Origin of the sequence: Motiliproteus sediminis, from assembly GCF_017912535.1 — a bacterium.
Taxonomy (GTDB): Bacteria; Pseudomonadota; Gammaproteobacteria; order Pseudomonadales; family Balneatricaceae; genus Motiliproteus; species Motiliproteus sediminis.
On record NZ_JAERQK010000005.1, the window covers coordinates 51,032 to 64,586 of the forward strand.

The following is a 13,555-nucleotide window of genomic DNA, read 5'->3' on the forward strand; positions in this document are numbered from 1 at the left end:
CCTCAGTGGTCGCTGATGGCTACCAGCGGTGGCCACAGCTCGTTCAGATGACTGCGGATCGCCGGATGATCGTGGTGGGGGAGCATCTCCTTGACCGCGTAAGCGCGCTCGCCGGTGTCTCTTAAGCGCGGTTTTGCCAGCGGGTCCCCTGCGGCGTTGATGACGCTGAAACAGACCGGCTTGGCGGCTTCTTCACCGCGCTTCTGAATCACCGCTGTATCACCGTTGGCCAGTCGCACGAACGCGCCCGGCGGAAATACCCCAATCTCGCGAATAAAAAGCTCGACCAGTTGCGGATCAACCGTCGCGCCGCGATCCTGGAACAGCCCGCGCAGGGCGTCTTTGGCGACGACCGCGTCACGGTAGATACGCGGCCGGGTCATAGCGGTGTAGACGTCGGCGATGGAGAGAATGCGTGCTTCCTGCCGGATCCGCGCGCCATCGATCCCACCGGGGTAGCCACTGCCATCCAGGCGCTCGTGGTGCTGCACGACAACATCCAGCCACACCGGGTCATCAATGCCGGCCTGACGCAGCAGCTTGGCGCTCTCCTCTGGATGGCGTTGGATACGTTGCCACTGATGATCTGTCAGCGGCGTGGTCTGACGATGCAGGGTTTCCTGCAGGTGAGCGATGCCGACGTCGTGGGTAATGGCACCTGCGACCAGGGACAGCCGGCGCATCAGCGGCAGCTGCAGACGTTTGCCCAGCAGCTCGCAGATAACCCCGCAGTGAAGCGGGTGGATCAGCCCGTAGGGCAGTTGGTGACTGATCTGCATACCAGCCATCACGGCGTCCGGGTTATCGTTGCAGATGCGTTGCAGGTCCACCGCGATTCCCAGGCAGAGGTAGGGGAACTGGTTCCGCTGCTCCGAACGCAGTACCTGATAGGCCCGTTCCAGCCGGGTCAGCAAAATTTCGATGGTTTCAAAAACGGTAAAGCGACTGGCGTTGACGAACTGCTCGCTGTCATCCTCCTGCAGCAGACTGTCGTGGAGATGGCGAAAGGCGCCCTGTTCCAGTACCCGGTCACGCTGACGTTCGCTGGTAATGACGAACCCTTTGCGCAGCAACAGGTTGTCATGACGGTCGTAGACCGAAAAGGGCAGTGGCCGGCCCACGAGGATATCCCGTTCGAGGGCGGGGGCGATGCGACAGCTGGACGTCATCGAAAGCTCGGTGTCAGAGTAAAGGCCCGAATCCTATCAGAAATAGTAGGCAAGATTCAGCTGCACAAAGTCGTCCTGACGCTGGCTGTAGAGCGGATCGTTGGGCGGCAGCTGCTCGAACAGGCGGACTTCAAGGCTGAGCTTAAAGGCATCACCGAGCCGGCGGCTGGCTTCAACGAAGCCGAGGTGGGCGTAACTGTCGTTGTCGTAGATGATGCCGGCGAGGAACTCGCTGCTCTGGAAGTCGTTAAAGGTCAGGCGTACGCCGGCGAAGGTGTCGTTCTGGAACGGTGAGCTGGCTTGCTGGTCGCGCTCGTCGACGTGGTATTCGAGCAACAGGCCCAGGTCGACATCGGAACTGAACAGCCCCACCAGCGTGTATTCGAATCCGCCGACGGCCGCGTGATAGGTGTCGCCAAAGCCTTCCCGGCGTATCGCTTCCAGCTTCCACAGCCAGTTACCCAATGCGGCGGTGAACTCCAGTCCGGTCTGGTCGATCAGTGGGTAAAAGGGCGTCAGTACCGGATTGCCACTACTGTCGGTGCCAGGGCGAAATTGTGGTTCGCGACTGGTGCCGTGAAAGTGTGACAGGGCGACATCAACCAGGTCGAAACTGGCGGTCCAGCGCAGGGCGAAATCCTGATGGTTTTCTTGCTGGCCGGATTCATAGGCGGCCTGGTCGGCATCGACCCTTGGTTGGCTGCGGGGGCGGCCATCGAGTCCGGCAAACTCGCGCTCCCGGAAGTAGGGCAGCCAGAATAGCGACAGTTCGCCATTGCCGGTCAACCAGACCAGGTTGACCATCGGTTGTCCCAGCTTGTCTTCGCCATCGACCCCTTCAAGATTGTCGGTCTGGTTGATGACATCCACCAGATGCTGGGATTCGGTGGCCCCCCAGAACACTTTGCCAACACCGCTGCGCAGTTGCCAGCCATCACCTACATGCAGCCAGTTGGCTTCGCGAAGGTCAACGTGGGTGCGTTCGCTGTCGCGATGGTCGACGCGGGCGAAGGGGGTGAGGGTGATGCTGTCGTCACCGTCGTTCCAGCGGCTATACAGCTCCGGTTCCACAGCGGCAGAGGGATGGGTGGAGGCCTGAACAGGGTCCAGCGGATCATTAAAAAAGTGGCGCAGTTCGAACTCGACATAGCCACTGAGTTGGGTCGATGCTGCATGTGACAGTGGGCTGGTAGCGGACAGCAGAGCGGCGAGCAGAGCGCGGTACAGCATGCTATTTCACCCGTTTGAGGCTGTTCTTGTTGAAGTCGTCGTCGCTGAGACCGGTGTTGAAGCGGATCTGATCGAACAGCAAACTGGTGCTTTTGCCGCTCTGATGATTGACCATTTCCAGCCGGTGGGGGCGCCAGTAACGATCCAGATACTGCTGATAGTCGGCCAGAGTAAGGGTTTTCAGCGGCGCGCCCTTGCGGTCGAAATAGTCGATGCGTTGGGTGCGGTACTCGGCCTGATCGATCCAGGTCAGCAGCCGGGTATAGCCGGAATTCTTATCCTGGGGATAGCTCTCGACCACAAAGCATGTCAGCTCGCCGCAGGGCTCGTCGCGCAGGTAGCGATAGCTGTACTTCTCCACTTCAAAGGAGGCCATGTCCTCGTACGCAAATTCACTGCCCATAAAGGGCCCGGACTTGTTGCGCGACGAGATCCGTTTAACCCGCTTCAGTGCAGGTAAAAAGATCCACTGGTCATCCGGTTCCAGTGCATGTGAAAAGGTCAGAAAGGCGGTGCCCTGCACGTCGCGAGGCTCATCGAAGATGGTCAGGCTTTTGTCGCCATCGCCCTGTACTTCAAGGGCGCGGGTGCGGATCTTGCGTTCGCTGCTGTCACCGTGAGCGTTACGCAGAATCATCCGCATTACCGACTCCGAATCGCCCCAGCCCTGATCGCGGCGATCGGCCTCGCGGGCGATCTCCAGCCCACGTCCGCCGTCGTCCGGGAGCGTGGCGGCAGCTGCCGGCAGGGGGAGTAGCAAAAGGATGGCGGCGAGCGACAGCAGCGGTCTGTTCATAGGGGCTGAGGGTTCCTTGCAGCGGCGGTTGTGCGATGACGATCCATAAACAGTAGCAGGGCCGGCAGCATTAGGAAATCCATCACCAGCGCGATGACGATGGTCGCCGCGGTGAGCAGCCCCATGTCGGAATTGATGCGGAAGCTGGATTGCGCCAGCACCATAAAGCCGATCCCCAGTACCAGGGTGGTAATCCACAGTGCCCGTCCGACCGTGTTGAACGCATAACGAATGGCATCCTCGGCGTTCAGGCCCTGCTGGCGACGGGCATCGAGATATTTTGACAGGAAGTGGACGGTATCATCGACCACGATACCGAGGGTCATGCCGGACACCACCGACAGACCCAGCCCGACTTCACCCACCAGCAAACCCCAGAGGCCGAAACCGATCACCATCGGCGCCATGTTCGGGAGCAGGCTGAGCAAACCGTAACGCACTGAGCGCAGCGCCAGGGCCAGGGTTGCCGAGATCAGTAACAGTGCCAGCAAGGTCCCGGTCAGCATACTGATGATGTTGCGTTGACCGATATGGGCAAACATCAGCGGCGGGCCACTGACCGCCGCGTTGATGGCGGGGGCGTTGGTGGCCAGCCAACTACCGATGCGTTGCTCCATTTCGATCAGCTGCAGGCTGGTGAGCGTCTCGAAGTTCACGATCAGCCTCAATGCCGACTTATCCACGTTAATCTGGTTGTTGAGGTCGAGGCCGTAAGGCAGCGACATCTCGTAGAGCAGCAGATACTGGGCCGACTCTTCCCGGTCGTCGGGCAAGCGATAGTAATCCCGATTGTCACCGTGCAGGTTCATGTTGAGGCGACTGAGGGTGTCGGTCAGGGTTTGCACATGGACGGTTTCCGGTTGCTGCCGCAGCCAGCGGGCAAACTGTTCCACCTGACCCATAAAAGCCGGATCGCTGATCCCCTGAGCACTACCGGAATCCAGTTCGATCTCCATGTAAGCCAGACCGGTAAGGTGGTCATTGCTGTAGTCGCTGGCGACCCGGAAGGGCACGCTGCGGTCGAAGTACTCGACAAAGTTGTCGTTGAGTTCATTCAGTGGCAGCAGCGCCAGCGCCCCGGCCACCAGCAGCAGGGTGGTGGCGAGGATGCGGCGTTGTCGACGGATCACCCAGTCCGCAAGCTGCTGCATCAGGCTGCTGCCGCGTGAGCCGGGGCCGGGGGAACGTACAGGCAATAGTGCCAGCAGCGCCGGGAACAGCGTCAGCGACAGCAGACACGCGACACCGACCCCCATGGCGACGATATTGCCGAGGTCTCGAAACGGTGGCGAATCGCTGAAGTTCATACTCAAAAAGCCGATGGCGGTGGTCGCGCTGGTGAGCAGTACCGGTCGCAGGTTGATCTGCAGACTGTGTTGCATGGCAGCGTCGCGAGCTTCCCCTTGACGGAGCTTCTGGTTGAAGGTGGCCAGGATATGGACGCAGTCGGCCACGGCCAGGGTCAGGATCACCGTGGGGGCCGATGCCGATGGCCCCGACAGATAGATCCCGAGCCAGCCGGCCAGACCCAGCGCCGCGGTGATGCTGGTGATGATCACTACCAGGGTGGCAAAGGTGCCACTGATGCTGCGGTTTAACAGTCCCACCAAGACGATGATGGTGGCCAGCATGATCGGTATCAGGGTAGAGGCATCGTCGATTGACGATTCGGAGAAGGCATTGTTCATCATCACGATGCCGGTGAGGTAAACCGTCAGCTCCGGTTGCCGGCTGGTGATCTCTTCGCTCAGGGCTCTGGCGGCACTAACCACCTGCTGCAGTTCGGCGTTGGGGTCCTCTTCAGGCAGCTGCAGGGTCACATTGACGGCCACAACGGCTCCGTCTTCAGAGATCAATCGGTGCTTGAGTTGGGGTTCATCCAGCGCGATGGCGGTGACGCGTTTAACGTCGTCAGCGCTCAGCCCTTCGGGATCGAGCAGCAGATCCTCCACTACCAGGTCATCCTCCTCGGCAAAGGTGTGCTGGAAGTTGGTGATTGAATCGACCCGGGTGGAGTAGGGGATCTGCCAGGCCTGCTCGGTTAACCAGTGAAGATTGCTCAGTGTCTCCGGGGTCAGTGTCCGGTCTGCCGGAGGGGCCAGGATGATGAGCAGGTTGTCGCTCTTGGAAAATGACTGCTGCATCCGTTCCAGTGCCTGCAGCTGCGGATTGTCGTCATCAAAGAAGATTTCGTAGTTGTTCTTGAAATTCAGATGGCGAGCCCCGGAAGAGGCGATGGCGACCAGCACCAGTAGCAGTATCACCGTCGTGAAGCGCCACCGCAGCAGGGCGCTGAACAGGCGTTGCATGAGTTCTCCTTAACCGGGATGCGAACGGTGGCTAGAGTGTAGCCCAGGCGGGTCAACGAGGGCTACTGCGGTCACTCAGTGGTTCTTACGGCTGCGGCGATTGGCGGCCCAACGCCTCATATCGATGACCGGGGCCTGCGTGTGATTGAGTTCGGGGGCACCGGGCGTTTCGCTCAGTTCGTAAAGTTTGGTCGATAGGGAGTAGAGGCTGTCATGCATCATCTCGGATACCTTGATCAGCCCGGCCATGGGGGTTTTGGCCCGGTGGATGACGTTATCTACGCGGAATTGAACCGCCCTCAAACGCTGGCGGTGGCCTTTGGGAATGCTATCGATAAATTCGTGGCAGAGGGTTTTACGGTAGGCATCGAAGGCCTGCGGATCGGTTTCGGCGAGCTTTTTCAGATCGTCAAAGCAGGGTAACTGTCCCATAGGTAGTCCTCCTTGGTGTGCCGTGCGCCGCTCCTTCCCTGGTTTTGCGACAGGCGCCGCTCGGATTTACCGCTGCGGCGCGCGGCCGCATCACGTTGGTAGTTTAGACGGCTAATTCACCTCTTTGGTGCAAAATGACTTATATCAAATGGAAATAATGATGCGCGCTATTCATTGAGTGTTTACCATTGCGCGGATGACGACACCCCATCCTCTGCGAATTTTGCTGCTCAGCGGCTACCATGCGGCCAGCCACCGCTATTGGTGCGACGGGCTTATGCGCGAGCTGGGGCAGTACCACTGGACCCTCCTCAGCCTGCCGGCTCGTCACTTCAGTTGGCGCCTGCGGGGCAACCCGCTGAGTTGGCTGAGCGAGCAGGCGGCGCTGCTCAACGCGCCCTATGATCTGGTCATCGCCACGTCGGCAGTGGATGTCGCTACCCTGAGAGGGCTGGTGCCTTCGCTGGCGCGGCTACCCTGGCTGCTGTATATGCATGAAAACCAGTTTGCCTATCCGCGCAGTGCCCGTCAGCACCCCGGTGTTGATGCACAGATGGTCAACCTCTACGCGGCGCTGAGTGCCGATAGGGTGCTGTTTAATTCAGGCTACAACCGGGACTCCTTTCTGGCCGGTGCCAATGCGTTGCTGAGTCGCTTGCCTGACCACCGTCCGCGCGCGATCGAGCCGTTGCTGAGTGCCAAGAGCGGGGTGCTGTCGGTGCCGCTGGACGACTCGCTCAAGGGGTACAAACGCCAACCCGCAGACCAGTTCACGTTGTGCTGGAATCACCGCTGGGAATACGACAAGGGTCCGCAACGCTTGCTGCTGACCCTGCGTCAGCTCAAGGCGCAGAGGGTACCATTCCGGCTGCATCTGCTGGGTGAGCAGTTTCGCCAGCAACCGCAGCCGCTGCTTGAGTTGCAGCGGGAGTTTGCGCAACAGCTGGGACAGGTGGGCTTTGTCGATCAACGTGAACGCTATTACCAGCTGTTGTCAGAGTCTCATCTGGTGCTTTCCAACAGCCTCCACGAGTTTCAGGGGCTGGCGGTATTGGAGGCGGTCGCCCTCGGGTCGTTGCCCCGAGTACCGGCACGGCTGAGTTATCCTGAGCTGTTTCCCGATTGCTGTTACCCCGGTGATGAGCAGGATGAGATTGCGGAGGCGGAGAACCTGGCGGCGGTGATTGCTGCTGACTTTGAGCGTTTCAGCACCGCCGGCTTGCCGGCGGCGCCCTCTGTGGCGGAGTTGTTCTGGTCTGCGCTGAAACCCGCCTATGCGGCGGAGATCGAGTCGCTGGTGCGGCCGATATAGTACTTATTGCGCCGGCGGGGTTGGCTCGTCGCTGCTTTTCAGTTTTACCTTGAGCACGGTTTCGGCGTAACGCTTCCAGGCCTCGGCGGCGTTATCGGCCGCTTGTTTGTGTTTGCTCATCGCCTCATTCTGGCGGGAGACAAAGGTCTCTAAACAGCCCCGGTACTCCGCCACCTTGGCGTCAAACTGTTTTCGATCCAGTTCGGTGACAAACTCCAGCGGCATCGCGGGCCCTTTGCAGTTGGCGGTTTCCGGGAAAAAGTGGGCCTGTGCGCTGGCGCTGGCAAGCAGGGCGGTAATAAGCAGAAGCGGGGTGGTGCCGATCAGCCGTGGCATGGTGGTCTCCTCGAACGGGCCTTGTCGGGTTTGTTGATGATCTGTCGATTCTAGGCCAAAGCCGGGCGCGCTCCCTTGTCGTGGATCAAGCGCCCGAGGCGGCAGGCTCCTATTGTGGCCGATAGCCCATCCGCAGACTGCCCCAGTGCTTGCCCTTGACGAATATCGGCACTGACAGATCGTGCATGATTTCGCCGGTGTCGCGCTTGTAGGTCTGCACCAGCATCTTCTCAGTATGTGCACCACAGCGAGCACCGGTGCGGTCATTGAACAGACGTTTGGTCCGGTTGCCGGCAAAGTCGGTGTCGTAATTGCCGGTCAAGGGCTTGGAAAACACCCGGTTGTGGGTGGGAACGTAGCCCTTGTTGTCGTTGGCGATGGCATAGACGATGGCGTTGTTCTGCTGCAAGACCGGCTCTTGAATCGGCGGCAGCAACTCGTCACAGAGCTGGTCATAGCGGGTGTGGAACTTCTGCGGGCTGGTGTTGGCGATGGGCTGATAATCGCGGTCGAACAGATCCTGCTCGCTCAGCCGGCCACTGTCGATGGCGCCCTCAAACGCTGCCTGAATCTCGTTGCGGGCCCTGTCTGCCAGGCGGTAGAACTGTTGGTGATAGTTGCTGCCGGAGTGCTCCGCCAGCAGGGCATTGCTGCTTTCGGCCGCGTCCATCAGCTGTTGGGCCTGCACGGCGAGATTTTCCATCTCCTGCTCGCTGGCACTGAGCTCCTGTTGAACCTCGGTGATCGAGTTCAGTATCTGGTCAAGGTTGACGCGGTTATTTTCGGTGCCTTCGGCAATCGCCTGAATCTGTTCGTCGACGGTGCGAGACTGGTCGGCAATCCCCTCGAGCTGCTCGCCCACGGCGGCGACTTCACCGGTGCCGCTCTCAACGTCGGCAGACAGGGTCTGGATATGGTCGACCACACGGCGGGTTTCACCCAGAATATCTTCGACGATCTCTCCTACTTCGTTGGTGGAATCTGCCGTGCGCGCCGCCAGTTGGCGCACTTCATCGGCGACAACGGCAAAGCCGCGCCCATGCTCGCCTGCACGGGCAGCTTCAATGGCGGCGTTCAACGCCAGCAAGTTGGTCTGGCTGGCGATCTCCTCGATCACCTTGGTGACGTCCTGAATCTTGTGGATCTTGTTGTCGAGATTTTCGATCTTGGCGAGGGTGGCGCCGGAGCGCTCGTTGATTGAGCGCATCTTGGCGGTGGCCTGCATCAGAGCGTTGCGTCCGGTTTCGCTGATCTGGCGCGCTTCGCCGGAGCTGTGCTGAGCGGTTTGGGCGTGCTCGGCGGCGACCTGGACGGTGGTGGTGATTTCGCTGGCGCTTTGTTGAATTTGGGTGACCGCCTGCACCTGCTTTTCCAGCGTGGTAGTCAGCGAATCGATGGAAAACGACACTTCGGCTGCGGCGATGGCATTGCTGCCCGCCGAGCCTGACAGGTGTTCCAGCGCTTGTTCGGTTGCAGCCTCCTGCCGGTTCTGTGCCGACAGGTCGACGGCGGTGGCGCGGTTGCGGGCCAGCCCCAACGCCCCGACGAGCATCAGGACCACGGCGAACGCGGGGAGCCAGAGTTGACTGAGGTCGAAGCCGGTTAGCAGGCCGCACAGCAGAATCAGACCCAGGGCCAGCACCGGCCCGAATTTGAACAGAGTTCGGGTGCTGTCTGTCATCAGAGGAAGTCCTTAACTTGTTGTTATAAGTTTTATTACAGGCCCTGTTTCAGCATGCTGGAACAGGGCCTGCTGTATGGGTAACTATATGTAGTTATTCAGGTTGCGCAAATGACATATGTCACCCGCACAAAGGGTTTACTTCGATGAATCCCTTGCGCTGCTGGCGCCGGCGTAGTTCGGCCAGTCGCTTGAGCGCATCGGCGTGGGAGGGCATGACCTCGTGGCGGCACTGACTGCGTTCTTTCTCGCTGTCTCCCCAGCTGCGGGTGAGGATCCAGTCACCAAAGAGGTCCTGGGATAGGTGGGCGACGAAGTATTGTTGATTCTTTCTCCAGCGGTAGAGCATGAGAATCCTGCTTGCCCGTTTAAAAAAGGGGGGCATTGAGCCAAAATTGCCTGCCGATGTAAAGCCTGGACCCACCGCCATGAAGATCGTTTACGACCAGAATATTCCTTACGCCGCTGCTTTTTTTGGCGGGCTGGGCGAACTGTTTCCCTGTGACGGTCGCTGCCTGAGTGCCGGGGAGGTTAAAGACGCGGATGTACTGCTGGTGCGCTCGGTTACCCCGGTCAATGAACGCCTGCTGGCGGGTAGCCGGGTGGGTTTTGTCGCCAGTGCGACCATCGGTACGGACCACGTGGCTCGCGATTGGCTGCAGCAGGCGGGCATCGGTTTTGCCAACGCCCCCGGTTGTAATGCCGAATCGGTAGCCGATTACGTGGTGGCCGCGCTGTTGCAGCTGGCTGAAGGCGATCTTGAGGTGCTGCGGCAGCGTCGGGCCGGGGTGGTGGGGGTTGGTAATGTGGGCACCCGGGTGGCAAGTCGCCTGGAAGCGCTCGGAGTTGAGTGTCTGCGTTGCGATCCACCGCGCGCCGAGCGCGAGCACGGCGGCTTCGTTGATATCGATACACTATTGGATGCCTGCGATCTGGTATGCCTGCATACGCCGCTCACTAGCAACGGCAAGCATCCCACACGGCACCTGATCGGGAAATCGCGGTTGGCGGGGCTCCGCCATGGCTCCTGGTTGTTGAATGCCGGCCGTGGAGCGGTGATTGATAACGCTGCGCTGGCGCAAGTGCTGGATCAGCGCGATGATCTGCGGTTGGTGCTGGACGTGTGGGAGCCGGAACCGGCGGTCAACCCCCAGCTGGTGCCACGGGTTGAAATCGCGACCCCCCATATCGCCGGTTATAGCGACGAAGGGCGCAGCCGTGGCACTGAAATGATCTATCAGGCGCTCTGCGCGCACCTGGGAGTCGAACCGGGTGTGCGCCTTGATCAGTTGCAGCCGCCGGCGCCGGCTCTGAACTTATCCGGCAGCGAACAGCGGCTCGCGTGGCAAGCGGTGCGCAGCAGCTATGCCATCGTCGAGGATGACCGGCGTTTTCGCCGTATGGTCGCCGCGGGTGAGCTGCCGGCGGGTTTTGATCGTTTGCGCCGAGATTATCCGGGTCGGCGCGAATTCAGCCGCCATCAGGTGGTAGGATGTGGCCCTGAGCATCCCGAGTTTGGTGTACTCGGTGCCCTTGGCTTTCAACTGCCCCGCTGATTGCACCGGGCTGACTGGAATCGTTATCTGTGCGCCATCGTAACAGGAGTCTTCCGCAACGCATGAGTAAAGCGCTGATCACTGCGGATGACGCACCGCTGCGTTTTGAGGGGCTGCGTCTACCCGTCGGGGAGACCGTCAGGCTGGAATGCCGCGCGCCACAGCGCCGTTGGGCGCTCAGTTACGTCGGCCTGTTGCCGGAGCAAGCCCTGTTAGTGACTCTGCCCAGCCGCGGCAATCAACCGGTACTGCTGCCGGAAGACACGCCAGTAACCTTGCGCTTTATCGCCGGTAACCGCGCCTGTGCCTGTACCACCCGGGTGCAGAAAAGCGTGCTTGCGCCGCAGCCGCTCCTTTACCTCGACTATCCGCGCCAGCTGGAAGCGGTCAAAATTCGCTCCGCGACCCGGTTGCAAACCCGCCTGCTGGTGTCTGTCGATGGTGGGGATGAGCTGCAAACCGCCGGCAGTTGGCCGCGCCAGGCATTGTGTCGTGATATCAGCCTCAAAGGGGCGCAGATCGAGTCTGCCGACCTGTTGGGTGAGGTGGGGGGAACGCTCTATGTCACCGCCCGGCTGCCGGTGGGGGAGCTGGATCAGGTGGTGCTGTTCGAGGCGAAGATCTGCAATCTGGAGGAGGTGGATAGCGCCACCGAGTATTGCGTCCGTCACGGGGTCGAGTTTCAGTCGCTGGACGAAGAGACGCGCCTGGTCCTGACCGGGTTTGTCTATCAACAGATGCTGCGAGAGCAGTTCGCGCTATAGAGTGATACGGGGTGTTATGTTTCATTTGGGTTTGATTATCAATCCACTGGCGGGCGTCGGTGGCAGTGTGGCGTTAAAAGGCAGTGATGGCGCCGATACTGCGCAACAAGCATTGCAGCTTGGAGCGGTACCCCATGCCGGCGAGCGCACGGTGCAAGCGTTGGCCGAACTCAAAGGGCTGGATATCCGAATCAGTTGTTTTGCCGGCAGCATGGGTGAGGACGCCGTGCGCGAAGCCGGTTTTGAGCCGCAGCTAGTTGGCCAGACCGCAAGCGAGCCGAGTACCGCGGCAGACACCCTGCACGCTGCCGACAAACTGGTGGAGCAGGGCGTCGATCTGATTCTGTTTGCCGGCGGTGATGGCACCGCCCGCGATCTTTATCAGGCGATCGGGGAGAAACTGCCGGTGCTGGGTGTGCCCGCCGGGGTCAAGATCCACTCCGGAGTTTACGCGGTGACGCCCGCTGCGGCGGGCAAAGTAGTGGCGATGCTGGTCCGTGGCGAGCTGGTCACTCTCAGTGATCAGGAGGTGCGTGATATCGACGAAGAGGCGTTCCGTCAGGGCCGGGTTCGGGCGCGCTATTACGGCGAACTGCTGGTGCCGGAAGAGGGGCGCTACCTGCAGCACACCAAGAGCGGTGGCCGTGAGGTGGAGGAGTTGGTGCTGGACGACATTGCTGCCGACATCATCGAAACCATGGAGGATGACTGTTTTTACGTCATGGGATCCGGCACCACGGTGCAGGCGGTGATGGAACAGCTCGGCTTGCCCAATACCCTGCTGGGTGTCGACCTGATTCGCAATCGCGAATTGATTGCCAGCGACTGCACTGCGCAGCAGCTGCTGCAGCTGATCGGTGATGCGTCAGCCAAAATCGTGATCACCGTGATTGGCGGCCAGGGCCATATTATCGGCCGCGGTAATCAGCAACTATCCCCCGAGCTGCTGCGTCAGGTCGGGCGCGAGAACCTGATCGTGATCGCCACCAAGAGCAAACTCAAGGAACTGGAAGGCCGACCGTTGGTGGTGGATAGCGGCGATCCGACGCTCAATCACCAGTTCGCCGGAGTGATCCGGGTAACCACCGGCTACCGCGACGCGGTGTTGTACCGAGTGGCGGATTACTGAGGCGCGCCGTGTTTTTCTGCCAGTGGAATGGCTTAACGCGCCTTTTATTGAGGCGACCGGAATCGGCGCGAAGCGGTCTTTAGTTCAAGGCCGGGCAGTATAGATTTTAAGCTATTTATCTGCGCTGATTGAAAGCCTCTCTTCCGCCCACCCGGGCGGCCCTATTCTTTGGCAAACGTTCCAAAGAACAGGGGAAGAAAGAACTACTTGTGCCTTATGCTCCCCTGGTTCCGCCGCCCTACGGGTCCACTGCGCGCGGCAACGGTGATTCGGGCGGATCGGACGGCACCTGCCTGTGCCGCAATCCGGCTCGGCATCCATGCCTCGCCCCCTTCGGGGCCTATTTCGAATCCCCGCCACCGTGCTCGTCGGCTCCAAAGGGGCTAAGTCGCAGCCGGATTACCGCATTCTTACTCGAGCCCGAAAAGCAGCTAACGGCACCCGGAGTGCGGCTGGCACCCCCGGCCCTCCGAAAGACGACGAGCACTGGGCGCTCTTGAGGGTTCCAGCCCGTCAGGGGCAAGGCCCGGATGGCCGCCGCCGCAACAGCATGGCCAAGGACGGCCATTCTGTTGTGCCCCTCAAGGGCGTTCAGCGCGCAGGTCCCGTAGGGCGGCTTTTGCGGGCGAGTGCTTTCTTGCCTACTTCTTTATCACGACTGATAAAGAAGTAGGTCGCCGGAAGGCGAAACAGGGAATATCAAACCACTATGAAAACGAGCTTTGAAGCACCGACTTGCCGCAGCTAAGTATGTCCGCTCCGCGCCGTTTTAGGTCACTCCAGTCTCCGGCGGCGAAGCACAAAAAAGGGAGCCAGGAGGCTCCCTTTCGTTACTGCTCAC

12 protein-coding genes are annotated in these 13,555 nt (G+C 60.3%); 4 read left to right on the forward strand and 8 right to left on the reverse strand.

The genetic code is table 11. The features are described 5' to 3' along the window. Positions 1-2 precede the first annotated feature (2 nt). From JJQ76_RS10675 to JJQ76_RS10695, 5 genes are all read right to left on the reverse strand, one after another. Positions 3-1,169, reverse strand: a complete 1,167-nt coding sequence (locus tag JJQ76_RS10675) for an HD-GYP domain-containing protein (RefSeq protein ID WP_210396818.1) — start codon at positions 1,167-1,169, stop codon at positions 3-5. Positions 1,170-1,205: 36 nt separating this feature from the next. Next, positions 1,206-2,399 (reverse strand): hypothetical protein, encoded by a 1,194-nt coding sequence (locus JJQ76_RS10680; protein ID WP_210396819.1) that lies wholly within the window; start codon positions 2,397-2,399, stop codon positions 1,206-1,208. Position 2,400: 1 nt separating this feature from the next. After that, positions 2,401-3,195, reverse strand: a complete 795-nt coding sequence (locus JJQ76_RS10685) for an outer membrane lipoprotein-sorting protein (protein WP_210396820.1) — start codon at positions 3,193-3,195, stop codon at positions 2,401-2,403. Then, positions 3,192-5,504: an efflux RND transporter permease subunit gene (locus JJQ76_RS10690; protein WP_210396821.1), complete on the reverse strand. Its 2,313-nt coding sequence runs from the start codon at positions 5,502-5,504 to the stop codon at positions 3,192-3,194. Before JJQ76_RS10690 ends, JJQ76_RS10685 begins: the two co-directional genes overlap by 4 nt. A 75-nt stretch (positions 5,505-5,579) precedes the next feature. After that, complete coding sequence (locus JJQ76_RS10695; RefSeq protein ID WP_210396822.1) at positions 5,580-5,936, reverse strand: DUF3135 domain-containing protein; 357 nt, start codon at positions 5,934-5,936, stop codon at positions 5,580-5,582. Positions 5,937-6,132: 196 nt separating this feature from the next. On the opposite strand from JJQ76_RS10695, the gene JJQ76_RS10700 reads away from it, so the two are divergent. Beyond that, positions 6,133-7,248 carry a tRNA-queuosine alpha-mannosyltransferase domain-containing protein gene (locus tag JJQ76_RS10700; RefSeq protein WP_246480595.1) on the forward strand — a complete coding sequence of 372 codons (1,116 nt, stop codon included), beginning with the start codon at positions 6,133-6,135 and terminating at the stop codon, positions 7,246-7,248. A 3-nt stretch (positions 7,249-7,251) separates the two neighbouring features. Here JJQ76_RS10700 and JJQ76_RS10705 read toward each other — a convergent pair whose 3' ends face one another. The 3 genes from JJQ76_RS10705 to JJQ76_RS10715 all read right to left on the reverse strand — a co-directional run bounded on the left by JJQ76_RS10705 (position 7,252) and on the right by JJQ76_RS10715 (position 9,614). After that, on the reverse strand, positions 7,252-7,584 hold the full coding sequence (locus tag JJQ76_RS10705) for a hypothetical protein (protein ID WP_210396823.1): 333 nt from the start codon (positions 7,582-7,584) through the stop codon (positions 7,252-7,254). Positions 7,585-7,693: 109 nt separating this feature from the next. Beyond that, entirely contained in the window at positions 7,694-9,265 is a 1,572-nt protein-coding gene (locus tag JJQ76_RS10710; RefSeq protein WP_210396824.1) for a methyl-accepting chemotaxis protein, read from the reverse strand. 121 nt (positions 9,266-9,386) lie between these two features. Next, positions 9,387-9,614: a WGR domain-containing protein gene (locus tag JJQ76_RS10715; protein WP_210396825.1), complete on the reverse strand. Its 228-nt coding sequence runs from the start codon at positions 9,612-9,614 to the stop codon at positions 9,387-9,389. A 79-nt stretch (positions 9,615-9,693) separates the two neighbouring features. On the opposite strand from JJQ76_RS10715, the gene pdxB reads away from it, so the two are divergent. The 3 genes from pdxB (at position 9,694) to JJQ76_RS10730 (ending at position 12,714) form a co-directional block, all read left to right on the forward strand. Beyond that, positions 9,694-10,821 (forward strand): 4-phosphoerythronate dehydrogenase PdxB, encoded by a 1,128-nt coding sequence (pdxB, locus tag JJQ76_RS10720; protein ID WP_210396826.1) that lies wholly within the window; start codon positions 9,694-9,696, stop codon positions 10,819-10,821. Positions 10,822-10,883: 62 nt separating this feature from the next. Further along, positions 10,884-11,585: a flagellar brake protein gene (locus JJQ76_RS10725; protein ID WP_210396827.1), complete on the forward strand. Its 702-nt coding sequence runs from the start codon at positions 10,884-10,886 to the stop codon at positions 11,583-11,585. 16 nt (positions 11,586-11,601) lie between these two features. Continuing rightward, complete coding sequence (locus JJQ76_RS10730) at positions 11,602-12,714, forward strand: ATP-NAD kinase family protein (protein WP_210396828.1); 1,113 nt, start codon at positions 11,602-11,604, stop codon at positions 12,712-12,714. Positions 12,715-13,555: the final 841 nt, after the last annotated feature.

Bases quoted from the DNA above. Each gene is read 5' to 3' on its own strand.
- JJQ76_RS10675 (WP_210396818.1), bottom strand. From the start codon at position 1,169: ATGACGTCCAGCTGTCGCATCGCCCCCGCCCTCGAACGGGATATCCTC.
- JJQ76_RS10680 (WP_210396819.1), bottom strand. From the start codon at position 2,399: ATGCTGTACCGCGCTCTGCTCGCCGCTCTGCTGTCCGCTACCAGCCCA.
- JJQ76_RS10685 (WP_210396820.1), bottom strand. From the start codon at position 3,195: ATGAACAGACCGCTGCTGTCGCTCGCCGCCATCCTTTTGCTACTCCCC.
- JJQ76_RS10690 (WP_210396821.1), bottom strand. From the start codon at position 5,504: ATGCAACGCCTGTTCAGCGCCCTGCTGCGGTGGCGCTTCACGACGGTG.
- JJQ76_RS10695 (WP_210396822.1), bottom strand. From the start codon at position 5,936: ATGGGACAGTTACCCTGCTTTGACGATCTGAAAAAGCTCGCCGAAACC.
- JJQ76_RS10700 (WP_246480595.1), top strand. From the start codon at position 6,133: ATGACGACACCCCATCCTCTGCGAATTTTGCTGCTCAGCGGCTACCAT.
- JJQ76_RS10705 (WP_210396823.1), bottom strand. From the start codon at position 7,584: ATGCCACGGCTGATCGGCACCACCCCGCTTCTGCTTATTACCGCCCTG.
- JJQ76_RS10710 (WP_210396824.1), bottom strand. From the start codon at position 9,265: ATGACAGACAGCACCCGAACTCTGTTCAAATTCGGGCCGGTGCTGGCC.
- JJQ76_RS10715 (WP_210396825.1), bottom strand. From the start codon at position 9,614: ATGCTCTACCGCTGGAGAAAGAATCAACAATACTTCGTCGCCCACCTA.
- pdxB (WP_210396826.1), top strand. From the start codon at position 9,694: ATGAAGATCGTTTACGACCAGAATATTCCTTACGCCGCTGCTTTTTTT.
- JJQ76_RS10725 (WP_210396827.1), top strand. From the start codon at position 10,884: ATGAGTAAAGCGCTGATCACTGCGGATGACGCACCGCTGCGTTTTGAG.
- JJQ76_RS10730 (WP_210396828.1), top strand. From the start codon at position 11,602: ATGTTTCATTTGGGTTTGATTATCAATCCACTGGCGGGCGTCGGTGGC.